Origin of the sequence: Streptomyces sp. ATCC 21386, assembly GCF_018728545.1 — a bacterium.
Lineage (GTDB): Bacteria > Actinomycetota > Actinomycetes > Streptomycetales > Streptomycetaceae > Streptomyces.
The window spans coordinates 5,010,084-5,036,311 of the sequence record NZ_JAAVVL010000001.1 but is presented as its reverse complement, the minus strand read 5'-3'; the positions used below and the strand labels follow the sequence as shown (position 1 = coordinate 5,036,311).

General features: G+C 72.0%; 23 protein-coding genes and 1 pseudogene. 12 read left to right on the top strand and 12 right to left on the bottom strand.

Going from position 1 to position 26,228, the window contains the following annotated elements:
• The first annotated feature begins 130 nt into the window (after positions 1-130).
• From GWK25_RS21445 to GWK25_RS21405, 9 genes are all read left to right on the top strand, one after another.
• Positions 131-736, top strand: coding sequence for a sulfite oxidase-like oxidoreductase (locus tag GWK25_RS21445; protein WP_215452153.1), 606 nt, complete (start codon positions 131-133; stop codon positions 734-736).
• A 46-nt stretch (positions 737-782) separates the two neighbouring features.
• On the top strand, positions 783-1,574 hold the full coding sequence (locus tag GWK25_RS21440; protein WP_215452152.1) for a ferredoxin reductase: 792 nt from the start codon (positions 783-785) through the stop codon (positions 1,572-1,574).
• Positions 1,575-1,777: 203 nt separating this feature from the next.
• Entirely contained in the window at positions 1,778-2,362 is a 585-nt protein-coding gene (locus GWK25_RS21435; RefSeq protein WP_215452151.1) for a hypothetical protein, read from the top strand.
• 164 nt (positions 2,363-2,526) lie between these two features.
• Positions 2,527-2,928 (top strand): DUF485 domain-containing protein, encoded by a 402-nt coding sequence (locus GWK25_RS21430; RefSeq protein WP_308404278.1) that lies wholly within the window; start codon positions 2,527-2,529, stop codon positions 2,926-2,928.
• Entirely contained in the window at positions 2,922-4,547 is a 1,626-nt protein-coding gene (locus GWK25_RS21425) for a cation acetate symporter (RefSeq protein ID WP_215452150.1), read from the top strand. Before GWK25_RS21430 ends, GWK25_RS21425 begins: the two co-directional genes overlap by 7 nt.
• Before the next feature lie 100 nt (positions 4,548-4,647).
• The gene (locus GWK25_RS21420; RefSeq protein ID WP_215452149.1) at positions 4,648-5,616 is read left to right on the top strand and encodes an acetylxylan esterase; all 969 of its coding nucleotides are present in this window, start codon (positions 4,648-4,650) and stop codon (positions 5,614-5,616) included.
• 10 nt (positions 5,617-5,626) lie between these two features.
• On the top strand, positions 5,627-6,058 hold the full coding sequence (locus tag GWK25_RS21415) for a nuclear transport factor 2 family protein (protein ID WP_215452148.1): 432 nt from the start codon (positions 5,627-5,629) through the stop codon (positions 6,056-6,058).
• A gap of 97 nt (positions 6,059-6,155) precedes the next feature.
• Positions 6,156-7,310: a serine hydrolase domain-containing protein gene (locus GWK25_RS21410; protein ID WP_215452147.1), complete on the top strand. Its 1,155-nt coding sequence runs from the start codon at positions 6,156-6,158 to the stop codon at positions 7,308-7,310.
• Between the two features lie 205 nt (positions 7,311-7,515).
• Positions 7,516-8,322 carry an alpha/beta fold hydrolase gene (locus GWK25_RS21405; RefSeq protein WP_215452146.1) on the top strand — a complete coding sequence of 269 codons (807 nt, stop codon included), beginning with the start codon at positions 7,516-7,518 and terminating at the stop codon, positions 8,320-8,322.
• 22 nt (positions 8,323-8,344) lie between these two features.
• Here the strand turns inward: GWK25_RS21405 and GWK25_RS21400 are convergent, their stop codons facing one another.
• Positions 8,345-9,145 carry a class I SAM-dependent methyltransferase gene (locus GWK25_RS21400; protein ID WP_215452145.1) on the bottom strand — a complete coding sequence of 267 codons (801 nt, stop codon included), beginning with the start codon at positions 9,143-9,145 and terminating at the stop codon, positions 8,345-8,347.
• 64 nt (positions 9,146-9,209) lie between these two features.
• On the opposite strand from GWK25_RS21400, the gene GWK25_RS21395 reads away from it, so the two are divergent.
• A complete protein-coding gene (locus GWK25_RS21395) occupies positions 9,210-10,796 on the top strand; it encodes an alpha-amylase family glycosyl hydrolase (RefSeq protein ID WP_215452144.1) in 1,587 nt (528 codons plus the stop codon).
• Between the two features lie 37 nt (positions 10,797-10,833).
• Here GWK25_RS21395 and GWK25_RS21390 read toward each other — a convergent pair whose 3' ends face one another.
• The gene (locus tag GWK25_RS21390) at positions 10,834-12,618 is read right to left on the bottom strand and encodes a sulfatase (RefSeq protein ID WP_215452143.1); all 1,785 of its coding nucleotides are present in this window, start codon (positions 12,616-12,618) and stop codon (positions 10,834-10,836) included.
• A 383-nt stretch (positions 12,619-13,001) separates the two neighbouring features.
• Between GWK25_RS21390 and rho the strand changes: the two genes are divergently transcribed.
• On the top strand, positions 13,002-14,144 hold the full coding sequence (gene rho / locus GWK25_RS21385; RefSeq protein WP_215452142.1) for a transcription termination factor Rho: 1,143 nt from the start codon (positions 13,002-13,004) through the stop codon (positions 14,142-14,144).
• 81 nt (positions 14,145-14,225) lie between these two features.
• Complete coding sequence (locus tag GWK25_RS21380) at positions 14,226-15,446, top strand: D-alanyl-D-alanine carboxypeptidase family protein (protein ID WP_251828964.1); 1,221 nt, start codon at positions 14,226-14,228, stop codon at positions 15,444-15,446.
• 275 nt (positions 15,447-15,721) lie between these two features.
• On the opposite strand, the pseudogene GWK25_RS43605 reads toward GWK25_RS21380, so the two are convergent.
• The 10 genes and pseudogenes from GWK25_RS43605 to GWK25_RS21330 all read right to left on the bottom strand — a co-directional run.
• Positions 15,722-16,324: pseudogene (locus GWK25_RS43605) on the bottom strand (glycosyltransferase family 87 protein); the annotation flags it as partial.
• A 251-nt stretch (positions 16,325-16,575) separates the two neighbouring features.
• On the bottom strand, positions 16,576-17,964 hold the full coding sequence (gene mptB / locus GWK25_RS21370) for a polyprenol phosphomannose-dependent alpha 1,6 mannosyltransferase MptB (RefSeq protein WP_215457488.1): 1,389 nt from the start codon (positions 17,962-17,964) through the stop codon (positions 16,576-16,578).
• A 160-nt stretch (positions 17,965-18,124) separates the two neighbouring features.
• The gene (locus tag GWK25_RS21365; RefSeq protein ID WP_215452140.1) at positions 18,125-19,045 is read right to left on the bottom strand and encodes a glutaminase; all 921 of its coding nucleotides are present in this window, start codon (positions 19,043-19,045) and stop codon (positions 18,125-18,127) included.
• A complete protein-coding gene (gene aspA, locus GWK25_RS21360; protein ID WP_215452139.1) occupies positions 19,045-20,460 on the bottom strand; it encodes an aspartate ammonia-lyase in 1,416 nt (471 codons plus the stop codon). Before aspA ends, GWK25_RS21365 begins: the two co-directional genes overlap by 1 nt.
• 237 nt (positions 20,461-20,697) lie before the next feature.
• Complete coding sequence (locus GWK25_RS21355; RefSeq protein WP_215457487.1) at positions 20,698-21,744, bottom strand: asparaginase; 1,047 nt, start codon at positions 21,742-21,744, stop codon at positions 20,698-20,700.
• An 8-nt stretch (positions 21,745-21,752) separates the two neighbouring features.
• Entirely contained in the window at positions 21,753-23,201 is a 1,449-nt protein-coding gene (locus GWK25_RS21350) for an amino acid permease (protein WP_215452138.1), read from the bottom strand.
• On the bottom strand, positions 23,198-23,929 hold the full coding sequence (locus tag GWK25_RS21345) for a FadR/GntR family transcriptional regulator (RefSeq protein ID WP_215452137.1): 732 nt from the start codon (positions 23,927-23,929) through the stop codon (positions 23,198-23,200). Before GWK25_RS21345 ends, GWK25_RS21350 begins: the two co-directional genes overlap by 4 nt.
• 120 nt (positions 23,930-24,049) lie before the next feature.
• Positions 24,050-24,883, bottom strand: a complete 834-nt coding sequence (locus GWK25_RS21340) for an undecaprenyl-diphosphate phosphatase (protein ID WP_215452136.1) — start codon at positions 24,881-24,883, stop codon at positions 24,050-24,052.
• Between the two features lie 131 nt (positions 24,884-25,014).
• Positions 25,015-25,389 carry a fluoride efflux transporter CrcB gene (gene crcB / locus GWK25_RS21335; protein WP_215452135.1) on the bottom strand — a complete coding sequence of 125 codons (375 nt, stop codon included), beginning with the start codon at positions 25,387-25,389 and terminating at the stop codon, positions 25,015-25,017.
• Positions 25,386-26,009 (bottom strand): CrcB family protein, encoded by a 624-nt coding sequence (locus tag GWK25_RS21330; RefSeq protein ID WP_374200628.1) that lies wholly within the window; start codon positions 26,007-26,009, stop codon positions 25,386-25,388. The genes crcB and GWK25_RS21330 overlap by 4 nt, the downstream gene beginning before the upstream one ends.
• Positions 26,010-26,228: the final 219 nt, after the last annotated feature.

The following is a 26,228-nucleotide window of genomic DNA, read 5'->3' as shown; positions in this document are numbered from 1 at the left end:
GGCGGACGCCCCCGGTGCCGCTCCCGCTCTGCACCCCCACCGGCTCCTCCCCCGCCCCGGGGCCGGGGCCAGCCTCGGCGGCGCGTACGGTTGTACGACTCAGCAACCGCCGCCGTCACGTTGGACCCCCATGAACGTCACCCGAGGCTTCACCGGACGCCCTCGCGTCCACCACCCAGGACTGCCGCCCGGCCAGTACGACGCCGGCGACGACTGGCCCGTGCTGTCGGCCGAGGTCACCCCCGACCTCGCGCCCGCCGACTGGACGTTTCGGATCGACGGTCTGGTGGCGGAGCCCCGCACCTGGGACTGGGACGAGGCGCACGCACTTCCCGCCTCGGTGTACGAGGGCGACATCCACTGCGTGACGAGCTGGTCGAAGTTCGGGGTGCGCTTCGGGGGCGTCTCGCTGGACGCGTTCTGGGACGCGGTCCGGCCCGACGCGTCCGCCACGCACGTGGTCGCGTACTCGCACAGCGGTTACACCACGAATCTCCCGCTCGCCGACCTCACCGGCGGACGTGCCTGGATCGCGTGGGAGTACGACGGTCGGCCGCTGCCCGCCGAGCACGGCGGTCCGGCGCGGCTGCTGGTGCCGCACCTGTACTTCTGGAAGAGCGCCAAGTGGATCGCCGGCCTGCGGCTCCTCGACCACGACGAGCCCGGCTTCTGGGAGCAGAACGGGTACCACGCGCGGGGCAACCCGTGGGAGGAACAGCGGTACTCCGGTGACTGAGACGACAACGTCGACCGGGACGACAACGGCGACCGGGACGACATCGGTGACTGATCCGACCGCACCGGCCGAGACGACAGCGGCACACCCGCCCTTCTCGCCGCCCACCCGGTTCGCCGTGCCCGGCCGTATCGCCGTGAGCACCCGGGAGGCGGCCCGGTGGCAGACGGCCACCCTGACGGAGATCCGGCGGGAGACGCCGGCCGTGTCCACGTTCCGGTTCGCGGTGCCCGGGTGGGCGGGACATCTGCCGGGGCAGCACCTGATGCTGCGGCTGACCGCCGGTGACGGTTACACGGCGCAGCGCCACTACTCGCTGGCGTCACCGCCGGACGACGCGGGGCACATCGAGCTGACCCTGGACCACGTCGAGGGCGGTGAGGTCTCCGGCTGGTTCCACACCGAGGCCCGGCCGGGCGACGTGGTGGAGGTGCGCGGCCCGCTCAGCGGTTTCTTCGCCTGGCCCGGGGACCGGCCCGCGCTGCTGATCGGCGCCGGCTCCGGTGTCGTACCGCTGATGTCGATGCTCCGCCACCATCGCGGGCGGGCGCTCGACGTGCCCCTGCGGCTGCTGGTGTCCGCGCGCGGACCGGAGGAGCTGATCTACGCGGCGGAGTACGGCGCGGAGACCACGGCCGTGTTCACCAGGCGGGCGCCCAAGGGCGTGCCGGTGGGGCGGCTGTCGGCGGCGCAGGTCGCGCCGGTGCTGGCCGAGCGGCCACCGGGCGGGTGGGAGGCGTACGTGTGCGGCTCCAACGCGTTCGCCGAGCACGCCTCGCGGCTGCTGGTGGCTGCGGGACAGCCGGTGGACCGCATCCGCATCGAACGGTTCGGCTGACCCTCACGCGTCCCGGGCAGCCGGGCCGGGCTGCCCCGCCCGACCGTCCGACGCGGGTGCCGCACGCCCCGGGATCCGGCCTTTCCACCCTGATCCATGGCGCAAACCATGCCATCCCGGCCTCTTTCGGGTACACCGGAAGTGCGGACCAGTCCTAACCGGGGTTCTCGTATCAGAGGGCCGCGCCGGTGAGGGAGGGCGAGATGCGAGGCCAGGTCTTCGGGTGGCGTTGGCGCGCCAACCCGCTGCGGCGACGATCGGACGTCGTCGAGGCGTGGACGGTGCTGTGCGTCGTGCTGCTGCTCGCCCTCGGCGCCCCGGCCCTCGGGGTCGTGGTGGGCCGGTGGGCCCACGGGGACGCGCGGGCGCACGCCGCCGCCGAGCGCGCCACGCTGGACCGGGTCAGCGCCGTGGTCGTCGAGAGGGCGCCGGCGTCCGTGCCGTCGGCGCACGGCGACAGGCAGCCCAGGTACTGGGTGGGGGCACGTTGGACCGAACCCGACGGTGGCTCCCGTACCGGCGAGGCCCGGGTCCCGGCGGGCACCGAGCGCGGCGACCGTGCCGATGTGTGGCTGGACGAGGCCGGGCGCAGCGTCCCGCCGCCACCGTCCGACACCGCCGTCTGGCAGCACGCGCTGGCCATGGGGACCTGCGCCACGGGCGGCGCCGTCACCGTGGTGCTGCTCGGGCACGTCGTGGTCCGCCGGGTCGCCATTCGGCACCGGCTCGCCGAATGGGAGCGGGAGTGGGCGCGGACGGGGCCCGACTGGGGACACCGTTGGGCCTGACGCGGAGCACGAACAATTCTCGGCTCATAGCTGCGCAGCGCGTGTAGGCCACCCCGGAACATCCACAAAATCCACTTGTCCAACGCAGTTGATACTTCAATTGCCTTGCTGCCATACTCCGCTTCCTCCCCCCCACAGGAATAAGGCAGCGAAGAGGGTGCATTGTGTCCAACCACGCGGCACGGTACGGGAGTTCGGCCTCACCGCCCCCCGCACGGACAAGCCGACAGCCCATCCACGCCGACCCTGAATTTCATTCAATAAGCTCGTCATTTCGCAGATTCGGGATAACGGCGACCGCATTGTCCGTCGGCGCATTCCTGTCGTATGTCCTCCTGTCGAGTTTCGCGCCAGGGGTGATGAATGAGCGATTGACCGGACATCTGACGCTCGGGCTGGCCCTGGGCCTCGCACAGTTCGCCGTCATGGGCCTGACCGCGTTCCTGTACGTCCGGCACATGCGCGAGAACATCGACCCGGTCGTCCGCAGGCTCCGCGCCCGGATGGAGGAGCAGGAGACCGAGCGGCGTCAGGTTCCGGCCGGACGGCGGTTCGGCGCATGGTGACCGTCTCCGCGACCGTGGCCGACGCGTTCAGCCTGCGGCTGACCTTCGTGCTGTTCCTGACCGTCGTCGTGATCAGCCTGTTCACCGCCCTGCTGACGGCGCCGCAGCGGGACGAGATCGGCGAGTTCTACCTCGGCAACCGTGACATGTCGCCCCTGCGCAACGGCCTCGCCATGTGCGGTGACTACCTCTCGGCGGCGACCCTGCTCGGCAGCACCGGCCTCGTCGCCCTCACCGGGTACGACGGTCTGCTCTACCTCGGCGGCACGGTCGTCGCCTGGATGATGGTGCTGCTGCTCATCGCCGAACCCCTGCGCAACGCCGGGAAGTTCACCCTCGGTGACGCCCTGGCCCGCCGGCTCCCGTTGCGGCAGCGGCAGGTCCGGCTGGCCCTCGCCGTCTGCACGCTCTCCGTGTGCACCCTGTACCTCGTGGCCCAACTGGTCGGCAGCATCGCGCTGATGACACAGTTCGTCGGCGAACCCGGCCCGAACACCCGCATGATGACCGTGATCATCATCGGCTCCATCGTCACCATCTACGCGGCCATCGGCGGAATGCCCGGCGCGACGTTCATCCAGGTGGTCAAGGCCGTGATGCTCGTCGCCGGGGTCACGGTGCTCGCGTTCCTCGTCCTGAACCGCTTCGACTGGAACATCGACGGCCTCCTGGCGTCCGCCACCACGGGCAGTGGACTGGGCGACCAGTACCTGCAGCCCGGTCTGCGCTACGGGGCGGGACCGATCAGCAAGATCGACTTCTTCAGTCTCCAACTGGCCATCGTGCTGGGGCTCGCCGCGCTCCCCCACGTCATGATGCGGCTGTTCGCACCGCGCCGGACCAGGGTGCTGCGCGCCTCGGTGGTGTGGGCGGTGGGCCTGGTCGGGTTCGTGTGCCTGCTGGCCGGCGTGCTGGGCCTCGGCGCCACGGCCGTCGTCGGCCGCAAGGCCATCGTCGACATCGACCACAAGGGCGACGCGGCCGTCCTGCTCCTCGCCCACGCACTGGGCGGTGAGGTGCTCACCGCGATCGTCTCGGCTCTGGCCTTCGTCACCCTGCTCGCGGTCGCCGCCGGTCTCATGCTGGCCGCGGCCTCGTCCGTCGCCCACGACCTGTACGGCGAGGTGATCCGCAAGGGCAGGGCCAAGGAGACGCAGGAGCTGACCGTGGCCCGGATCGCCGCGGTGATCCTGGGGGTCCTGAGCATGCTGTTCGCCCTCCTCGCCTGGGGCACCAACACCGCCACGCTCGCGTTCCTGGCCTTCGCGATCGCCGCGTCCGCCATCCTGCCGACCCTCGTCTACAGCCTGTTCTGGCGGGGGTTCACGGCGCGCGGCGCCCTGCTCAGCCTGTACGGCGGTCTGACCACCTCGGTACTGCTCGTGCTGTTCTCGCCGGTGGTCTCCTCCACCCCCGGGTCGGTCTATCCGCAGTCCGACTTCGCGTGGTTCCCGCTGCAGAACCCCGGCATCGTCTCGATCCCCGCGGGCTTCCTGCTGGGATGGCTCGGCTCCCGTCTCGGCCCCCGGGAGCGGGAGAACGTCTACGAGGACTTCGAGGTCCAAGCCCTGGTCGGCCGACCTGAGGTGAGCACCGGCGCCGGTACCGGCCACGGGTGAACCGTGGGGCGTCGCACCCCCGGAAAGCCCCCTTGGCGGGCCGCGACGCCCCACGTACGGTGTGATCATCCGCACCCCAGAACCCAGAAGGTGGTCCTTCATGGCCCTGTTCGACCTGCCGTTGGACGAGCTCCGTGGTTATCGAAGCGCTTCAACGGAGCCCGAGGACTTCGACGCCTTCTGGGCGAAGACGCTCCAGGAGGCCCGCGCACACGACCTGGACGCCCGCTTCGAGCCGGTCGAGACCCATCTGCGGACGGTCGAGGTCCACGACGTCACCTACTCCGGATTCGGCGGCCACCCGGTCAAGGGCTGGCTGGTCCTCCCGGCCGGAGCGACCGAACCACTACCCACCGTCGTGGAGTTCATCGGCTACGGCGGCGGGCGCGACCTGCCCCACACCCATCTCCTGTGGGCCTCGGCGGGCTACGCGCACTTCGTCATGGACACCCGGGGCCAGGGCAGCGCCTGGGGCGGGGGCGGCGACACCCCCGACCCGGTGGCGGGCGTGCCCGCCTTCCCCGGCTTCATGACCCGGGGCATCGACGCCCCCGAGAACTACTACTACCGCCGGGTCTACACCGACGCCGTACGCGCGGTGGAGGCCGCCCGCGCGCATCCGCGCACCGACGCCGCGCGCACCGCCGTGATCGGTACCAGCCAGGGCGGCGGTATCGCCATCGCGGTCGGCGGACTCGTCCCCGACCTGGTGGCCGTCGCACCCGACGTGCCTTTCCTGTGCGACTTCCCGCGCTCCACGACGATCACCGACCGGGATCCGTACCGCGAGATCGGCAAGTACCTCAAGACGCACCGCGGCCGCACGGAGCAGGTCGGGCGCACCCTCGCCTACTTCGACGCCGTGCACTTCGCCGCGCGCGGCCGGGCCGCCGCGCTGTTCTCGGCGGCCCTGGAGGACCAGACCTGCCCGCCGTCCACGGTCTTCGCGGCCTTCAACGCGTGGGCCGAGGCCAACAAGCGCATCGAGGTCTACGACTTCAACGACCACGAGGGCGGCGGCCCGTTCCAGGAGGCGGTCAAGCTGCGCTGGTTGGCCGCACAGATCTGAGGGGGACCTGATGGACACGGCCGAGGCCGCGGAGCGGTTCGTGGGGGTGTGGCAGCGGGCGTGGGCGGCTCATGACGTCGACGCGATCCTGCAGTTGTACGCGCGGGACTGCGTGCACCGGTCCATGCCCTTCCGGGAGCCGCACCGGGGCCACGACGAACTCGCCGAGTACCTGCGCTGGTCGTTCACCGACGAGCGGGTGGAGGACGTGCGGTTCTCGGAGCCGATGGTCGGCCCGGACGGCGTGGCCGTGGCCGAGTTCCGGGTCCTGTCCCAGGTCAGCAAGGAGGACCCGCAGACCCTCGCGGGCTGTGTCTTCGTCCGGTTCGACGCGTCCGGCCTGGCGGTGGAGTCCCGGGACTACTGGCATCTGGTCCCGGTCCACACGGAGCCCGCCCCGCCGATGTTCCTGCTCGGGCGGCCTGGGCGGCCGCAGCGGTAGCCGCGGTTCCGTCGCACGCCTTCCCTCCTGTCCGACCAGTCGGTACGTTCAGGGGGGTCGGCGATCCCGGCGCACGGCCGCGGACGACGGAGGGTTCATGTCTCACGTGCGGGGTCACTGCGAGGCGCGGTTCGAGGCCGTGCGCAGCGCGTTCGAGGAGAACTTCACCGAGCGCGACGAGCTGGGGGCGGCGGTCACCGTGACACTGCGGGGAGAGCCGGTGGTGGACCTGTGGGGCGGCTGGGCCGACGCGGCGCGGACCCGTCCCTGGGAGCGGGACACCGTGGTCAACGTCTGGTCGACGACCAAGGGCCCGACCGCACTGTGCGCGCACCTCCTCGCCGACCGGGGCCTGCTCGACCTGGACGCCCCCGTGGCCACGTACTGGCCGGAGTTCGCGGCGGCCGGCAAGGAGGGCGTCCTCGTCCGGCATCTTCTCTCGCACCGGTCGGGGCTCGCCGGGCCCCGTGAGCCCCTGTCGTTCGAGCAGCTCCTGGACTGGGAGCTGACCGTCAAGCGACTCGCCGCCCAGGAGCCGTGGTGGGAGCCGGGCACCGGGTCCGGGTACCACGCCATGACGTTCGGTTTCCTCGTCGGCGAGCTGGTCCGGCGGGTGTCGGGGCTGCTGCCGGGCGCGTTCCTGGCGCGGGAGGTGACCGGTCCGCTGGGCATCGACTTCACCGTCGGGCTGCCGGAGACGGAGGAGTCACGGGCGGCCGAGCTGGTCCATCCGCCGGCCGCGACCACCAGCGAACAGGCGGCGGCCTTCGCCCAGTTGACGCCCACCGCGCTGGCCGCACTCGCCAACCCGCTGGTCGGCGCGGCCGAGGCCAACACCGCCGAGTGGCGGGCCGCCGAGGTGCCCGCCGCCAACGGCCACGGCACCGCGCGGGCGGTGGCCGCGCTGTACGGGATCCTCGCGCTGCGCGGTACCTGGGGCGGCCGGAAGGTGCTGTCCGCGCGGGCGGCCGAGCGGGTCCGCGAGGGACAGGGGGCCTGCCGCGACCTGGTGCTCGGCGCGGGATTCGGCCGGGACACGGAGATCGGGCTGGGGCTGTGGCTGAGCGGCCCGCACGGCTCGTACGGGCCGAATCCCAGGGCCTTCGGTCACGACGGCTACGGCGGCTCCTGCGGTCTCGCCGACCCGGAGGCCGGTGTCTCCCTCGGCTACGTCATGAACCGGATGGGTCCGCACATCGCCGACGACCCACGCAAGATGGCGCTCGTCGACGCGCTCTACAGCGCGCTGTGACCCAAGGGGCGACCCGCCCCGCCTAGGTCCGGGATGTGTGCTCACCCTGCACGGAGAGTCCGGCGGCAGTGCACGCTCAGTCGATTCCCGCCCCTCGTCCGGTGCCAGTATCGACCCCGAGCGAACTGCGGTCCATCGCCGCTCCCGCGGCGAACAGCGGTCCTTCGACGCCGATTTCTCGTCTTCGTCAGGAGCTGACACACGCATGCGCAGACATCACCGTCCTCTGGTCCTGGGCCTCGCCGTCACGGTCGGGGTGCTCGCCGCCACGGTCATCCCGTCGGCCGCCGCCCCCTCCGCCGGCCGGACGTCACCGAAGCCCACGGTCGTCCTGGTGCACGGCGCGTTCGCGGACGCCTCCGGCTGGTCCGGCGTCGTCTCACGGCTGAAGAAGGCCGGCTATCCGGTCGTCGCCCCGGCCAATCCGCTGCGGGGCCTGCAGTCGGACGCCGCGTACCTCTCCTCGCTCCTGGGCACGATCGCCGGTCCGAAGACCGTCGTCGGGCACTCGTACGGCGGCGCCGTCATCACCGAGGCCGCCGCGTCCGTGCCCGAGGTGAAGGCGCTGGTGTACGTGGCGGCCTTCATGCCCGACAAGGGTGAGGTGCTCGGCGAACTGGCGAACCGTTTCCCGGGCTCGGAGCTCGACCCGGCGTTGGAGGCGCTGCCGGACGGGGCCGGCCACCACGACGTGGCGATCAAGCCCGACAAGTTCCACGACGTGTTCGCGGCCGATCTGCCGCGCTCCACGACGTCGGTGCTGGCGGTGTCCCAACGCCCGGTCAGCGTAGGGGCGTTCGAATCCACCGCGCAGGCAGCGGCATGGCGCTCGATCCCTTCGTGGTTCCTGGTGGCCACCCAGGACAAGACCATCTCCCCCGCGCTGGAGCGCTTCCAGGCGAAGCGGGCGGGCTCGCACACGATCGAGGTCGACTCCTCGCACGTGGCGATGATGTCGCACCCGGACAAGGTGACCGCACTGATCAAGTCGGCGGCGAAGTCCACTCGTTGAGGCTCGGCCCGACGCTTCCGCGTCAGCCCCTGCGGGTGGCCACCACCATGCGGCAGCGGGGGCTGCCGTCGGACCGTCGGCCGAACTCGGGCAGCACGAACAGCTCCACCTCGAAGCCGGCGCGTTCCAGCTCGCTCCGCACGAGCCCGAGCCGGAACGGCCGGTAGTACATGACGAACGGCGGCCGCCAGACCGCGTTACGCACCCGCATCGCGGCATCGAAGCCCAGGGCTGCCCAGTACCAGGGGGAGCGGGCCGGGGCGGGGGCGGGCAGCGGGAACGCGAAGCGCCCGCCCGGCCTGAGGACGGAGTGGACCTCGGAGAACAGGCGCGGCAGCTCCTCGGGCAGGAAGTGCCCGAACGCGCCGAAACTGACGGCCAGGTCGAAGGCCGAGGCGAAGGGCAGGGCAAGGGCGTCTCCCCGCACCCAGGACAGGCCGGGGCCTTCGCCTGCGGCCGAGGCTCCCCCGGAGCCCGATCGACTGTCGGCGGACTCCCCGGGACCCGGGGAGCGGGTGGTGCCGGAGCCCACCCGCTCCCTGCCCACGGCCAGCATCCCGGCGCTGATGTCCACGCCGGTGACGCTCTTCCGGCAGACCTCGCGCAGCACCTCCATCCCGGCCCCGGTGCCGCAGCAGAGGTCGAGGCCGTCCTCGAACGGGCCCATCGACGACAGGGCCGCCTCGACCGCCTCCAGGACGGAGTCCGGGGTACGGAACGGGGTGTGATCGAACTTGGGCGCGAGCAGGTCGTAGCCGTGTTCGACGGAGGAGAGCGCCTGAACGGCGAGTTCGCGGAGGCTGGGGCCTTGCGGGGTGAACATCACCTCAGCTTAGGCCCTGACTCGGGGCAGCGCCGGGCCCGGACTCTCGCCTAGGGTCCGGAGCATGACTTCGTTCCGTCCCGCCCCGACCTGGCTGGCCGACGCCGTCTTCTACCAGATCTATCCGCAGTCCTTCGCCGACTCCGACGGGGACGGCATCGGGGATCTCGCCGGGATCACCGACCGTCTCGACCACCTGTCCTGGCTGGGCGTCGACACCGTCTGGCTGAACCCCTGTTTCGTCTCGCCGTTCCGTGACGCCGGGTACGACGTCGCGGACTATCTGAACGTCGCCCCGCGTTACGGGTCCAACGACGACCTGGCGAGGCTCGTCGACGCTGCGGGCCGCCGGGGCATCCGGATCCTGCTGGATCTCGTCGCCGGGCACACGTCGATCGACCACCCGTGGTTCCGGGCCTCCGCGAACGACCCGGACGACCACCGCTACATCTGGACGGCCGAGGGCCGGCCCGAGGGCTTCGTCGCCTCCCCCGGCACCCGGCCCGGCGCGTACCTGCCGAACTTCTTCGACTCCCAGCCGGCCCTCAACTTCGGTTACGCACGCGGCAATCCGGCCGAGCCGTGGCGGCTGCCGGTCGACGCCGACGGGCCACGCGCCAACCGCGAGGCCCTCCGCACGATCATGGACCACTGGCTGCGCCTCGGTCTCTCCGGTTTCCGGGTCGACATGGCCGCCTCACTCGTGAAAGACGATCCGGACCGGGCCGAGACCGCCCGGGTCTGGACCGAACTGCGGCACTGGCTGGACACAGCTCACCCGGACGCCGTGCTGCTCGCCGAGTGGGGCGAGCCGGAGGTGTCGATCCCGGCCGGTTTCCACGCCGACTTCTTCCTGCACTTCGGCGGCCCCACCGACGGTCTCGCCCTGCGCTCGCTGTGGAACAACAGCACGGGCACGGTCCACGGGAACTGGGACCCCCTCGACTGTTTCTTCGACGCGGGCGGTGGAGGTTCACCGGGCCCGTTCGTGGATGCCTGGCGGCAGGCGAGTTCGGCCGTCGGCGACACGGGCTTCATCTCCCTGCCCAGCGCCAACCACGACTTCTCCCGCCTCAACTGCGGCCCCCGTACGCCCGAACAGCTGCCCGCGGCCTTCGTCTTCCAGCTGACCTGGCCGACGCTCCCGGCGATCTACTACGGCGACGAGATCGGCATGCGCTACCTTCCGGGCCTGCCCGACAAGGAGGGCAGCGTCCTCGGCGCCGACTACAACCGCGCGGGCTCCCGCACCCCCATGCAGTGGGACGACACCCCGAACGCGGGCTTCTCCACCGCCCCCGCCGACCGCCTCTACCTCCCCCTCGACCCCTCCCCCGACCGCCCGACCGTCGCCGCCCAGCGCGCCGACACCGCCTCGCTCCTCCACCTCGTCCGCCGCCTGATCGCCCTGCGCCGCCGGACCCCCGAACTGGGCTCCGGCGGCTCGGTGGAGGTGCTGCACACCGGCAGTCCGTTCGTGTACGTCCGGGGCGGGCGCTATCTGGTGGTGGTCAACCCCCGGCGCGACACCGCCGGCTGGTCGTACGGGCGCGCCGTCCGCGGGGCCCTGGAGGGGCGGGGCGTGGAGATCACGGACGGCACGATCACCGCACAGGGCTTCGGACACGGAATCTTCGAGCTCGCCGACTAGCCGGCGCGGCACGCATGCCCGCGCCGGGGTGGCACCTCTACGGCGCGGGCGAGCCGGCCGTCCTCGGCTCCTCGCCGTACGCCGTCAGGAAACGGTCGCGGAAGGTGTCCATGCGCCAGACCGGGGCGTCGTCGCCGGGCCGCAGGCCGTCGGACCAGCCCCAGTCGGCGATCCGGTCGAGGACCTTCGGGTCGTGGGCCACGACGGTGACCGGTACGTCGTGGCTCGCGCCGTTGCCGCTGACGCTCGCCATGGGCTGGTGGTCGCCGAGGAAGACCAGGACGGTGTTCTCGTCGCCGTACTTCTCCACGTACTGCAGGAGGCTGTGCAGCGAATACTGGACGGACTTGCCGTACTCCTCCTTGACCTTGACGGGGTCGGTGAAGACGTCGGCGGGGTCCTTGCCGGCCTTCTCGATGTCCCGGTAGACGGAGCCGTCGCCGACCTCGTCCCAGCCGACCATCTCCGGCAGCGGTGCCCAGGGCTGGTGACTGGAGGTCAGGATGATCTCCGACATCAGCGGCTTGTCGCCCTTCTTGGCGGCTTCCAGGCGCTCGAAGGCGGTGAGGGCGTACTGGTCGGGCATGGTCGACCAGCTGAACTTCGGCCCCTGGTAGCCGAGATCACGGGAGTCGTAGACCTTGTCGAGACCGTAGAAGTCGCCCTCCGGCCAGTTCTTCTGCACGCCGGGCACGATGCCGACCGTCCGCCAGGCGCCGCTCTTGTGGAACGCGCCGGGCAGCGTGAGGCGTTCGCCGGCGGTGACCGTGCGGTAGCGGCTCTGGTTGTCGATCCACAGGCCCGTCAGGAACGTGGAGTGGCCGAGCCAGCTGCTGCCGCCGTACGTCGCGGAGGTCAACCAGCCGCTCCTCGCGGCGAACCCGGCGTCGGTCAGGGCCTTGCCCTCCTCGTCGAGGGCCGCGTTCACGCCCGGTGCGACGGCCGGGTCCTCCAGGGCCGCGCGGCCGTAGCTCTCGATGAAAGTGATCATGACGTTTTTGCCGCGCAGTCCGGTCAGCAGCCGGTCGGCGGGCACATCGGCGAACTCGTCCTTCTTGGCCTCCTTGGCGAACGCGGCCTCGTCCCGCAGGGTCTCCCGCACCCGGTCCAGACGGTCCTGCACGAAACCGATGGTGTTCCTCGAGGCGACCGCCGTGTTCTGGATCGGCGTCAGGCCGAGTGCGGCGCAGGTGATCCACACGGTCCCGGCGACGATGGTGCCCCGGGTCGCCCGGTCCCGGTCGCGGACCAGGAGGGCGACGAGCCGCACGACCGCCAGCGCCATGACGGCGAACAGCAGCAGCACGAGGACCACGAGGCCGACCACGGCGGCCGTCGCGCCCGTCGGGCCGAGCGTGTCCTGGACGTACGACTCGGCGTCGTCCAGCAGGCCCCAGTCGAGGACCACGTTGAAGCCGCGGCCGAGGAACTGGTTGAAGCCGATGTCGAGTGCCTTCACGACCACCAGCGCGGCCAGGCCGAGCCCGATGACGACCGCCGCGACCAGCCTCGGCCGCCGGGGCAGCACCAGCATCAGGGCGGCGGCGAGGATCGGTTCCACGGGCAGCCGCAGAAACTGCCGTGCCTCGAAGTACTCGGCCTTGCCGGGCATCAGCAGCGCGAAGAGGACCAGGGCGGCGGCCAGTCCCGTGACGCCCCACGACACGCTCCGCGCCGCGACGGGGTACTTCGTCCGCAACGCAGTCCGGTAACCGTGCCATCGGCGGACGGGGTCGACGGCCTTCGGCGGTGCGTCCTCGGTCGAGGGCTTGCTCGTCTCGTCCGTGTCGGACGAGGGGCTGGAGCGCGTGAAGAGCGACACGCGACGTTCCTTCCGTGCGAAGACCGCTGGCGGTGCCCCCATCTGTACGGGAGCTCCGCGAGATCAGTTCAACGACCACGGGTAAGCCGTCGGTAAGGAACTCTCCACAGCCAGCCACCGATGGTGGTATGCTCAAGTCGGCACGTGTGTATCGCCCTTTCTCGGGCGCCGTTGCCACTCTCTCTCGGATCCCATGGATCCTGAGGTCTTTCTCGCCGCACCGCCCGTCGATCCCCGACCGGCCGTCGGCTTCAGCGCAACCACCCGCGACGCACGGGCCGCCTCTCGCAACGCGGCCGTGCACGGCTCGGCCACGCTCCGGGTGTGCGCCTTCCCCTCCCCCCTCTCGCGTTTTCCTCACGTCCTCGAAAGGACCTCCCCCCATGACCACCACCACTCTCGAACGCACTTCCACCGAATCTCGGCCGCCGGTCCGGGTCACCGGCGTCCTGGAGACCACACAGGGCGGGCAGGGGCAGCTGCGCGTCGACGGCTGTCTGCCGACCCCCTCCGACCCGCAGGTCCCCGCGGCGCTCATCCGCCGGTACGGCCTGCGCAAGGGCGACACCGTCGAGGGCCTGCGCGACGGCCGGCGCACCCTCACCGAGGTCGAGCGGATCAACGGCCGTACGCCCGGGGAGCTGCGCGCACGCCCGCACTTTTGCGACCTCACGCCGCTGCACCCCCGCGAGCGGCTGCGGCTCGAACACCCGGCGAGCGGTCTGACGGGCCGTCTGGTCGACCTCGTCGCCCCTGTCGGCAAGGGGCAGCGCGGGCTGATCGTGGCCCCGCCCAGGACCGGCAAGACCGTCCTGCTGCAGCAGGTGGCCGCCGCGATCGCCGCCAACCACCCCGAGGCCCGCCTGATGGTGGTGCTGCTCGACGAACGGCCCGAGGAGGTGACCGACATGCGGCGCTCCGTGCGGGGCGAGGTGTACGCCTCGACGTTCGACCGGTCCCCCAAGCAGCACATCGCGCTCGCCGAACTCGTCGTGGAGCGCGCCAAGCGGCTCGTCGAGCAGGGCGAGGACGTGGTGATCCTCCTGGACTCCCTGACCCGGCTGTGCCGGGCCCACAACAACGCGGCCGCGTCCGGTGGCCGCACCCTCAGCGGCGGAGTGGACGCCGCCGCCCTGCACGGCCCCAAGCGGCTCTTCGGCGCCGCTCGGCTGACCGAGGAGGGCGGCTCCCTCACCATCCTGGCCACCGCCCTGGTGGAGACCGGGTCCCGCGCCGACGGCTTCTTCTTCGAGGAGCTCAAGGGCACCGGCAACATGGAACTCCGCCTGGACCGCGCCCTCGCCGACCGTCGGGTCTTCCCCGCCGTCGACATCACCCCCTCCGGCACCCGCCGCGAGGAACTCCTCCTGACAGCGGGCGAGTTGGCGGCCGTACGCGGTCTGCGGCAGGTCCTGCGGTCACGCGAGGGGCAGGCGAACCTGGAGACACTGCTGGAGCGGATGCGCGCCACACCGGACAACACCGCCTTCCTGCGGCAGGTGCGGCCCACGCTGCCGGCGGCATGACATGCGGCATCCGGGTGCTCGATCCGTGCGCTCGGCCCTGGCACCCGGGAGTACGGCACCCCCCTTTCCTACGTTTGCGATATGACCATCGGATTCTCACCCCGTGCTCCCCGCGGTCCTCGTGCTCCCCGTGCCGCCCGCGCTTCCCGTGCGGCCCGCCTCGCCGTGTGCTGCACCGCCGTCTGCGCGCTCGGGGCCCTGGCCGTCGTGACCGACCCGGAAGCCACCGGCCCCCGGTCCGCGACGGACGCGCAGGACGCCAAGGCCGCGCAGGGGGCGCCGATCCTGTACCGGCAGGGGACACAGGTGCGGCCGCGGGCCGGGGCGCCCGAGGTGCCGGACGTGACCGCGGTGTCGTGGCTGGTGGCCGACGCCGACAGCGGCGCGGTCCTCGCCGCGCACGACGCGCACCGCAGACTGCCGCCCGCGAGCACCCTGAAGACCCTGTTCGCGCTCACCGTGCTGCCGGGCCTCCCGTCGGGTCTCAGACACACCGTGAAGAGCGAGGAGCTGGCGGGCATCGGCGCCGGGAGCAGTCTGGTCGGCGTCAAGGAGGGCCGCACGTACACCGTCGCCGACCTGTGGCGCGGGGTCTTCCTCAGCTCGGGCAACGACGCCGTGCGCGTCCTGGCCCACCTCAACGGCGGCTGGAAGGCGACCGCCCGTCAGATGCGGGACAAGGCCCGCGCGCTGGGCGCCCGGGACACACACGTCGTCTCCCCCGACGGCTACGACGCGCCCGGTCAGGTGTCGTCCGCCTACGACCTGGCGGTGTTCGGACGGGCGGGGCTGCGCAACGCCGAGTTCGCCGGGTACTGCGCCACGGCGACCGCGAAGTTCCCTGCGGGCGGCTGGTCGTACGGCATCCAGAACACCAACCGGCTGCTCACCGGCGCCGGAGTGGAACGGTATCCGGGGCTGATCGGCGTCAAGAACGGCTACACCACCAACGCGGGCAACACGCTGATCGCCGCCGCGAAACGGGGCGGGCGCACCCTCGTGGTGACGGTGATGCGCCCCGAGTCCGGCGGCCTGGCCGTGTACGAGGAAACGCGCTCCCTGCTCGACTGGGGGTTCGACGCCGCCGGGCAGGTGGACGCCGTGGGCTCCCTGCTGCCGCCGCGCCCGGCGGCGGCGCCTCAGGCCGGCCCCGGACCGCGGCCCGTGACCCGCGCGGAGGCGGCCGAGGTGACCGTTCCCGACTGGCCGGTGGTGGGTGCGATCGCGGGTGCGGCCGGGGTGGGCGCGGCGGCCGTGGCCCTGGCGCTGCGGCTCAGGACCGGCCGGTCCGCCCGGGGCTGACCGACCGGCAGCCACAGCAGCAGCCCGAGCGTGATCCACACGTAGGTGTTGCTGCCGACGAAGCCGACGACGCCGGACGCGTCGTCGAACCACAGCCACACGACGCTGCTGCACAGCACCGCGTACAGCGCCGCCGTGAGCGGCAGCAGCCGGCGGTGCCTGAGCAGGACGGCGAAGGCCGGCAGCAGCCAGACCAGGTGGTGCACCCAGGTGATCGGGCTGACCAGGGCGCCGGTCAGCCCGGTGAGGGCGAAGGCGGCGGTCCAGTCGGCGGCGCGCACCGCGGCACGGGTCCGCCACGCCCACACGCACAGCACCACGAGCACCAGCGCCGCCCAGACGGCGCGGCTCGGTTCGTGCGGCGCCACGAGCCGGGCCAGGACACCCTGCAACGACTGGTTGGAGACGTAGTCGAGGCGGCCGACGCGGCTGGTGTCCCAGAGCGCCTCGGTCCAGTAGAAGCGCGAGGCGGCCGGGGCGATCCAGGCCGCCGCCGCGGTGGCGGCCGCGGCGACGGCCGTCGCGAGCCCGGCGGCCCGCCACCGCCGGGCGAGCAGCAGCAGTCCGATGAAGATCGCGGGCGTCAGCTTGACCGCCGCCGCCAGGCCGATGCCGACGCCCGCCCAGCGGCCCCGGCCCGTGGCCAGCAGCCTGGCGTCGGCGAGGACCAGGGCCAGCAGCAGGAGGTTCACCTGCCCGAAGCTGAAGGTGTCCCGCAACGGTTCGAACAGCGCGAGGGCGCAGAGAAGCAAGGAGAAGCCGAACCAGCCGTGGCGGCTCGGTGCCGGGCCGGCCAGTACCCGCAGGACGACCGCGAGTGCCGCCAGGTTCAGCCCCAGGCACAGCACGATCGCGGTGCGCAGTCCGACCAGCGCCATCGGCAGCATGACGACGGCCGCGAACGGCGGATAGGTGAAGCCGTAGGTCGTGCCCGGCACCAGGTAGTCGTAGAGGCTGCCGTCGTGGTGGACCCAGTGGTCGATCGTGCCGTGGTAGACGCGCAGGTCGAAGAAGCCGCGCAGCAGCGGGACGGTCGCGGTGAAGGCGGTGACGGCGAGGGCCGACGCGAGGACGAGGAGGACGCGGGTCCGCTCGGTGCGTGGCCGAACCTGCCTCGGGCGCGGTTCGCTCATGCCGTGCGCTCCAGGGCCGGTGCACGGGAGGCCAGTTCGGCCTGCCAGAGCACGACCACCGCGAGCACGGCCCCGCACACCGCGAGGACGAACTGCTCGGTGTCCGCCGGGTCGCCGCTCGGCAGGACGGCGAGCGCGAGAACCCCGCTGGCGGCCGCGACCCGGCGCTGTACGGAGACGTCCCGGGCGGCGGCGGCGATGAGGAACAGGCCCCACAGGGCGTACCAGGGGCGGATCGCGGGGCCCAGCGCGGCCACGGCGGCCAGGCTGAGGCCGAGCGCGTACACCGGGCCGGGTCGCAGCCGGAACCATATGTGGAGGACGACGGCGAGGGTCAGCAGCAGTCCGGCGGCGCGCCAGGCCGGGAGGGCGAGGGGGGCCAGGTCGCTGCCGAGGTCGTGCAGCAGGGTGGCGGTGGCGCGGCCCAGGACGGTGGTGGGCGACCAGTTCTGGGGTGACACGGGGGTGCGCAGCGCGGCGATCCAGCCGTACCCCGTGCCGGCCAGTGCGGTCGCGGCGGCCGTGGTGCCGGCGGCGACGGCCAGAGTCGCCGCCGCCGTGCGGACCCGTCCCGTACGACCGCGCATCACCACCACCGCCACCAGCCCGAGCGCGGCGGGTGCCTTCACCAGCGCGGCGAGGGTGACCAGGACGACGCCGACCGGATACCAGCGGCCCCGCGCGAGCACCAGCCCGACGCCCAGCAGTCCCAGCATCATCGCGTCGTTGTGGGCCCCGGCCACCAGGTGCAGGAGGACGAGCGGGTTGAGCGCGCCGAGCCAGAGCGCGACCGCCGGGTCGGTTCCGCTGTGCCGGGCGAGGCGGGGCAGTGCCACGGCCATCAGCGCCACGCCGAGCAGTGCGATCAGGCGCATCCCGATGAGCCCGGCCGGGATCCGGCCGTCGGTGAGCGCGGACAGCCCGGAGGCCAGGGCGAGGAAGACCGGGCCGTAGGGGGTCGGGGTGTGCCGCCACATCGGGGCCACCTCGTCGGCGAGCGGTCCGCCGAGCCGGGCGGGCCCGTGCAGATGGACGTCCATGTGCGCGTCGACCATGGCGCCCTGGGCGAGGTAGCTGTAGACGTCCCGGCTGAACAGCGGGGGCGCGAGCAGCAGCGGCGCCGCCCAGACGGCCAGAACGAGCAGCAGGGCGCGCGGAGTCGGTGGTTCCGGGCCGCGTATCACCTTGCCGAGCAGCGCCCAGGCGGCTGTCAGCAGCACGACGCCGAAGTAGACGCCGACGAGCCCCAGCGCGCCGCGCCCCGAGGTCGGCGACAGCAGCTCCCGCACGGGCAGGGCTCCGGCGGTCTCACCTCCGAGGGCGAGGAAGGCGGTTCCGGCCAGGCCGAGTGCCTGACAGCGGCGCAGGTCGACGGGAAAAGCGATGGCCAACACTCGGTCAGGCTGTCAACGCCGGGTGGCGGGGAAGCGACGCCGCGCCTTCCGGCCGGGTACCGGGACGTGACCAGGAGCGAACCCGCCGCCCCGGTCGGCGACCGCGGTACCGGGGCTGCGGGCTCTCGGCGGCGGGCCCGGGGTGGGAGGGTCAGAAGATCGACAGCCCCGTCAGGGTGGTGAACCGGTCCAGGGCCGCCACCCCGGCCACCGAGTTGCCGCGCTCGTCCAGCCCGGGGCTCCAGACGCAGAGCGTGCACCGGCCGGGGACGACGGCGATGATGCCGCCGCCCACCCCGCTCTTGCCGGGCAGGCCCACGCGGTACGCGAAGTCACCGGCGGCGTCGTACGTGCCGCAGGTGAGCATCACCGCGTTGATCTGTTTCGCCTGGCTGCGGGTCAGCAGCCGGGTGCCGTCGGCGCGGACGCCGTGGCGCGCCAGGAAGCCGGTGGCCAGGGCGAGGTCGGCGCAGGAGGCGCTGAGGGAGCACTGGCGGAAGTACTGGTCGAGGATGACCGGCACGGGGTTGTCGATGTTGCCGTACGAGGCCATGAAGTGGGCGAGGGCCGCGTTGCGGTCGCCGTGGGCGGATTCGGAGGCGGCGATCTGCGGGTCGAAGTCGAGGTCGGGGTTGCCGCTCTCCGTGCGGAGGAAGGACAGCAGCGTGCCCGCCGCGTCGCCGGTCCGGGTGTGCAGGCGGTCGGTGACGACGAGGGCGCCCGCGTTGATGAACGGGTTGCGCGGGATGCCGTTCTCGTACTCCAGCTGGACCAGGGAGTTGAAGGGGTTGCCGGAGGGTTCGCGGCCCACGTGTTCCCAGAGGGCGTCACCCTCGCGCTCCAGATCGAGCGCGAGGGTGAAGACCTTGGTGATGGACTGCGTGGAGAACGGCTCACGCCAGTCCCCCACGCCGTACACCGTGCCGTCGGGCTCCGCGACGGCCATGCCGAAGCGGCGCGGGTCGCGGGCCGCGAGCGCCGGGATGTAGTCGGCGGGCCGGCCCCGGCCCGGGGTCCGTTCGATCTCCTCGGCGATGCGTTCCAGGATCGGCCCGAAGGCGGGGGTCTCCATCAGGCCGACGGTGCGCCGCTGCCCGCGAGGACCTCGGGCCGCAGCAGTTCCCGCAGGCGTTCGGCAGGCAACAGGCCCTTCTCCTGGACGAGTTCGGCCACGCCCCGGCCGGTGGCGAGGGCCTCCTTGGCGATGTCGGTGGCGGCCGTGTACCCGATGTGCGGGTTGAGGGCGGTGACCAGGCCGATGGAGTTCTCCACGGCGGCGCGCAGTTCGTCCTCGTTGGCGGTGATGCCGTCGACACAGCGCTCGGCGAGGGTGAGGCAGGCCGCGCGGAGGTGGGTGAGGGACTCCGAGAGGGAGTGCAGGATGATCGGCTCGAAGGCGTTGAGTTGGAGCTGTCCGGCCTCGGCGGCCATGGTGATGGCGACGTCGTTGCCGATGACCTCGAAGGCGACCTGGTTGACGACCTCGGGGATCACCGGGTTGACCTTGCCGGGCATGATCGACGAACCGGCCTGCACCGGGGGCAGGTTGATCTCGTTGAGGCCGGCGCGCGGGCCGGAGGAGAGCAGACGAAGGTCGTTGCAGCTCTTGGAGAGCTTGACGGCGATGCGCTTGAGCACGCCCGACATCTGCACGAAGGCGCCGCAGTCCTGGGTGGCCTCGACGAGGTTGGCGGCGGTGACCAGCGGCAGCCCGGTGATCTCGGCGAGGTGGCGGCGGGCCGCTTCGGCGTAGCCGGCGGGGGCGTTGAGGCCGGTGCCGATGGCGGTGGCGCCGAGGTTGATCTCGTGGATCAGCTCGACGGCCTCGGCGAGGCGGCTGCGGTCCTCGTCGATCATGACGGCGAACGCGGAGAACTCCTGGCCGAGCGTCATGGGGACCGCGTCCTGGAGCTGGGTGCGGCCCATCTTGAGCACCTGGCGGAACTCGACGGCCTTGGCCGCGAAGGAGTCCTGGAGGACGGCCATCGCCTGGAGCAGCCCGCGCACCGCGAAGACGGTGGCGACCTTGACGGCGGTCGGGTAGACGTCGTTGGTGGACTGGCCGAGGTTGACGTCCTCGTTGGGGTGCAGGTGCTCGTACCGGCCCTTGGGGTGGCCCAGCAGCTCCAGCGCCCGGTTGGCGATCACCTCGTTGGCGTTCATGTTGGTGGAGGTGCCGGCGCCGCCCTGGATCACGTCGACGACGAACTGCTCGTGCAGCTTGCCGTCGCGGATCTCCCGGCAGGCCTCGATGATCGCGGCGGCCTTCTCCGGGGCGAGCAGGCCGAGTTCCTCGTTGGCGCGGGCGGCGGCCTCCTTGACGGCGGCCAGGGCGTCGACCAGGTGGGGGTAGGCGGAGATCGGGGTGCCCGTGATGGGGAAGTTCTCCGTGGCGCGCAGGGTGTGGACGCCCCAGTACGCGTCGGCGGGGACGTCACGGTCTCCGAGCAGATCGTGTTCGCTGCGGGTCGCTGCGGCGGCGGTCATGGCAGGGGGCCTTCTTTCGTGAACTGCGGGTGAGTCGGTGGTCGGGGTGGGGTGGGTGCGTCGTCGGGTGCGGGTGGGTGAGGGCTGGTCGCGCAGTTCCCCGCGCCCCTGAAGGGCCGGGGCTGCGCCCCGTGCTCCTCGGGCACGGAAAAGCAGGGGCGCAGCCCCGCTTTTCAGGGGCGCGGGGAACTGCGCGAGAAGCCCCACCGGGCCCGCGCCCGACGACGCAGACTCTGGTCAGGGCAGACGCGGCATCGGATCCAGCGCCCGCACCGCACTGACCCGCCCCACTTCCCGCCCGCCCCCGAGCAGCGCCTCACCCGAGAACCCGGCGAGAGTCTCCGGATCGATCCCGGCCCGTACGAGCGCCGCCGCGGTCACCGGCACCCGCGCCCTGTTCGCGCCGTCGGCGATCTTCACCGCGACGGCCCGGCCGTCGGGCAGCGCGGCGACCTGGACGCCCTCGAAGCCGTCCTTGGTGAGCAGTCCGGGCACGGCCCGCATCAGCTCGGCGACGTCGCGTCCGGCGCCGGAGGCCATCTCGGCGTGGTCGCGCATCGCGTCGGCGACGGTGCGCTCGGGGGTGCCCTCGGCGGCGGTGGTGATCCGGGCGAGGGCGCGGGCGAGACCGTGCAGGGAGACGGAGAACAGGGGCGCGCCACAGCCGTCGACGGTCACCCGGGCGACGGCCTGCCCGGTGAGGTCCTCGACGATCTCCGCGATGGCCTGCTGCAGGGGGTGGGCCGGGTCGAGGTAGTCGTCCAGGGACCAGCCGTTGAGCCTGCAGGTGTACAGCATGGCGGCGTGCTTGCCGGAGCAGTTCTGTGCGAGACGGGAGGGCTGCCTCCCGTCGCGTATCCACGCGTCGCGGACGGCCGGGTCGTACGGCATGTCGGTGACGTTGCGCAGGGCGGCCTCGGTGAGGCCGGCCAGCTCCAGGATCCGCCGGGCTCCGGCGAGGTGGCGTTCCTCGCCGGAGTGGCTGGCGGCGGTCAGCGACAGCAGTTCGCCGTCCAGGGGAAGTCCGGCGCGCAGCATCGCCACGGCCTGGACCGGCTTGAGCGCCGACCGGGGGTAGAACGCCGCCTCGATGTCGCCGAGTTGGAGTTCCACCTCCCCGTCGGCACCCAGCACCACGACGGAGCCGTGGTGGATGCCCTCGATGACACCTCCGCGTACGAGGTGGGCGACGGGGGCGTGCAGCGGTTCCCGGATCGCGGGGGCCGCGGCCACCGGAGCCGCAGGGGTCGCCGAGGCGCCGGTGGTCGTGGGGTCGTACGTCACTGCGTGGATCACTTCTTCACTCCGGCCGACTGCTGGGCGACCCGGCGACGCACGCCGAACCACCCCGCGATCAGCGCCAGCACGATGAGGGGCAGGCACAGCACGGTCGTGCGGCCCGCGCCGCCGTCCGCGTACATCAGGACCAGGACCGACGCCAGGAAGAACAGGGTCACCAGTTCGGTCCAGGGGGAGCCGGGCAACCGGTAGCTCGGCCGGGTCAGCTCGCCCTTCTCGGTCTTCTGCCAGAACACCAGGTGACAGATCATGATCATGCCCCAGGTGCAGATGATGCCGATCGCGGCGAAGTTGAGCACGATCTCGAACGCGTCGGCCGGGACCACGAAGTTCAGCCCGACGCCCAGCACACAGATACCGCTGGTGAGCAGGATGCCGCCGTAGGGGACCTGGTTGCGGCTCATCACGCCGGTGAACTTCGGGGCGGAGCCCGCCATCGCCATGGAGCGCAGGATGCGGCCGGTGGAGTACAGGCCCGAGTTGAGCGAGGACATGGCCGCGGTCATCACGACCAGGTTCATGATGCCGCCGGCCGCCGGGACGCCGATGTTGGAGAGCACCGTGACGAAGGGGCTCTCGCCGGCCTTGTACGAGGACCAGGGCAGCAGCATCGCCAGCAGGATCACGGAGCCGACGTAGAACAGACCGACGCGCCACATGATCGAGTTGATCGCCTTCGGCATGACCTGCTCGGGGTTCTCGGTCTCGCCGGCCGCGACGCCGACCAGTTCGACGGAGGCGTAGGCGAAGACGACACCCTGGATGATCAGCAGCATGGGCAGCAGACCGTTGGGGAAGATGCCGCCGTTGTCGGTGATCAGGGACGGCCCGGGGGTGTGGCCGTCGACCGGCTGCTGGGTGACCAGCAGGAAGATGCCGATCAGCATGAAGGTGACGAGCGCGCCCACCTTGATGATCGCGAACCAGAACTCCAGTTCGCCGAACATCTTCACCGAGATCAGGTTCACGGCGAGGACGACCCCGAGCGCGATGAGCGCGATCACCCACTGGGGGATGTCGGAGAACATGCCCCAGTAGTGGGTGTAGAGGGCGACCGCGGTGATGTCGGCGATACCGGTGGTGGCCCAGTTCAGGAAGTACATCCAGCCGGCCGTGTAGGCGCCCTTCTCCCCCAGGAACTCCCGGGCGTAGGACACGAAGGCGCCGGACGAGGGCCGGTAGAGGACCAGCTCGCCGAGGGCGCGGACGACGAGGAAGGCGAAGACTCCGCAGACCGCGTAGGCGATGAAGAGGGAGGGTCCCGCGTCGACGAGACGTCCGCCGGCGCCGAGGAAGAGGCCGGTGCCGATCGCGCCGCCGATGGCGATCATGTTGACGTGGCGGGACTTGAGGGACTTGCTGTAGCCGGCGTCTCCGGCGTCGACGTGGGCCGCCGGCTGCCCGGCCTGTACGGCGTCTTTTTCGAGGGACTGCTCGCTCACGCCTCGGGTCCGCCTTCCGTGGAACTGTCCGTGCGCGGGGAACGCACGATGTCGGTGAGGGTGGTCTCGACGCGGTCGAGATGGTGGGACATGGCCTCCACCGCGTCGTGTTCGGAACCGTCGATCAGCGCCTCGACGATGGCCCGGTGCTCGCGGTTGGACTGCTCGCGCCGTCCGCCCAGTTCGTTGAGGAAGGCCGACTGGCGCGCCAGTGCGTCCCGGATCTCCTCGATCACCCGGCGGAACACCGGGTTCTGGGCGGCTTCCGCCACGGCCAGATGGAAGAGGGTGTCCATCGCGACCCAGGCGGTGGTATCGGTCTCCCGCTCCATCCGGTCCAGCAGGTGGGCCAGATGGTCCAGGTTCTCCGGGGTGCGGCGCACTGCCGCGTACCCGGCGACCGGGATCTCCACGTGCCGGCGCACCTCCAGCAGGTCGCTCGCCGCGTAGTCGCCGAAGGTGGGGTCCTCGACGGCGTTCGCGATCACGAAGGTGCCCTTGCCGGTGCGGGACTGGGTCAGCCCCATCACCTGAAGGGCGCGCAGCGCCTCGCGCAGGACCGGACGGCTCACTTCGAGCTGCCGGCAGAGCTCCGCCTCCGAGGGAAGCTTCTCCCCGATGGCGTACTTGCCGCGCTCGATCGCGTCGCGGAGGTGGGTGAGCACCGCTTCCATGGCGCTGACGCGCCGGGGTGCCGAGCCACCTGTCTGGCTGTCTGACAGGTTCACGGGGGTGATCCTGCGGGTGACCGGAGGGGGCTGTCAAGGGGGTGCGTATTCGATCTTCCAGGTCATGGGCGGTGGTGGATCGACCGTGCGTCGGGTGCCGGCCGCACCCCGCGGACCACGTCAGCTGAGGCCACCGGCAGCGAGCAGCCCGAACAGCAGCACGCCGACGACGATCCGGTAGGACACGAACACCTGGAAGGAGTGCCTGGTCACGAACTTCAGCAGCCAGGCGACCGAGGCGTACGCGACCGCGAACGACACGGTGGTGCCGGCGATCAGCGGGGCCGCGCCCACGCCCGCGCCGAGGGCGTCCTTCAGCTCGTACAGACCGGCGCCGGTGAGAGCGGGGATGCCGAGGAAGAAGGAGAGTCGGGTGGCGGCGACGCGGTCGAGGTCGAGCAGCAGCGCGGTGGACATGGTGGCGCCGGAGCGGGAGAAACCGGGGAACAGCAAAGCGAGGATCTGCGAACCGCCGACGAGCATCGCGTCCCGGAACCGGGTGTCCTCCTCGGCTCGCCCGCGCCGGCCCACCTGTTCGGCGAGCCACATCACTCCGCTGCCGACGATCAGGGAGCCGGCCACCACCCACAGGGAGGCGAGCGGCCCCTCGATCAGCGACCGGGCGGCCAGCCCCACGACGACGATCGGGATCGTCGCGGCGATCGCCCACCACGCGAAGCGATAGTCCCGCTCCTGCCGCTTGTCCGCGTCGAACAGCCCCCGGAACCAGGCGGACCCGATGCGCGCGATGTCGTGACGGAAGTACACGAGCACCGCGGCGATCGCGCCGACCTGGATGACCGCCGAGAACCCGACGACCGCCTTGTCGTCCACCTGGATCCCCATCAGCCCTTCGGTGATCTTCAGATGACCGGTGGAGGACACCGGCAGGAACTCCGTCACCCCCTCCACTGCTCCGAGGACGACTGCCTGACCGACGCTGATGGTGCTCATGAGGTCCAGTTCTGCTTCGCGAGGGCATGACCGACGGGGGGCACGGCTGAGGATCGGCCGGGCGCCACGGGTCACGGCGACCGTGATCGCGCCGGGACAGCAGTCGTACTACGGCCGGGTAAGGCCCGCGCTCAGGACCAGAACGCCCGCGCGACCGCGAGCCCCACGTAGACCGCGCCCAGGCCGGCCGTCACGCCGGCGACCGCGTTGGCGGCGGCGTGGAAGCGGTCGCCGGCTCCCGCCAGGCGCAGGGTCTCGTAGGAGAAGGTCGAGTAGGTGGTGAGCGCTCCGCACAGGCCGGTGCCGAGGAGAAGCTGCAGGTGGGAGCCGACAGCGCCGGCCGCCACGGCACCGGTGAGGAAGCCGAGGACGCCGGAGCCCGCCACGTTGACGGTGAAGGTACCCCAGGGGAAGGCCCTGTCGTGGCGGGACTGCACCACGCGGTCGGTGAGGTAACGCAGGGGGGCGCCCACCATTCCGCCGACGACGACGAGAAGCCAGTTCACGACGGACTCTTACCCTTCTCATGTGCCGGGACGGGCGTGGGGCGCAGCACGCGACGCGCCGTCGCCGTCGCGACCAAGACCGCCGTGAGGGCGGCGAGCAGGGTCACGGCCAGGTAGCCGAGGGCGGTCTCGGGGCGGCCCTCCTCGATGAGGCGCTGGATGTCGACGACGTACGTCGAGAAGGTGGTGAAGCCGCCGAGGACTCCGGTGCCGAAGAAGGGGCGGACGAGGCGGTGGACCGTCCACGCCTCGGTGACGGCGACCATGAAGAGGCCGACCACGAAGCAGCCGACGACGTTCACCCAGAAGGTGGTCCAGGGGAAACCCGTGGTCCCGGTGGGCCAGAGCAGCGCGGCACCGTGGCGGGCCGCGGCCCCGAGACCCCCACCGACCGCCACGACCGCGACCACGGGTGCCTGACCGTGCCAGGGGGCGGGCCGGGGCGGATCGGGGACGGGGGCGTCGGGAGACTGCGGGACCTCGGAGTCGCCGACGGACGGGAGGACGCCCGGCGGCCCACCTGGGAGCGGCAGGACATCCGGTGACCCGCCGGGCGGCGGGACTTCGGGCTCACCGGAGGACGGCCGGGATCCGGGCCTGTCGGGGGGTGGGGGCGGCATGGGTGCGGGTCTCCTACTCGCCGGGCCCGGAGGTCGCCGGGCGTGCTCCGTCGCAAGCAGGGACCGTTGTCGGCGTCGTCGCCGCGGTTCGGGTACGGCGGGCCCCACCGCCGCGCCGCGACCGTGATCGCGGCTCGGCCGACAGCGTAACGCGCCCGTCCTCGCCGCCGCACTCGGCGGTGCAACGCTCGCACCGCACGCGCACGAGCGGGCCGCACC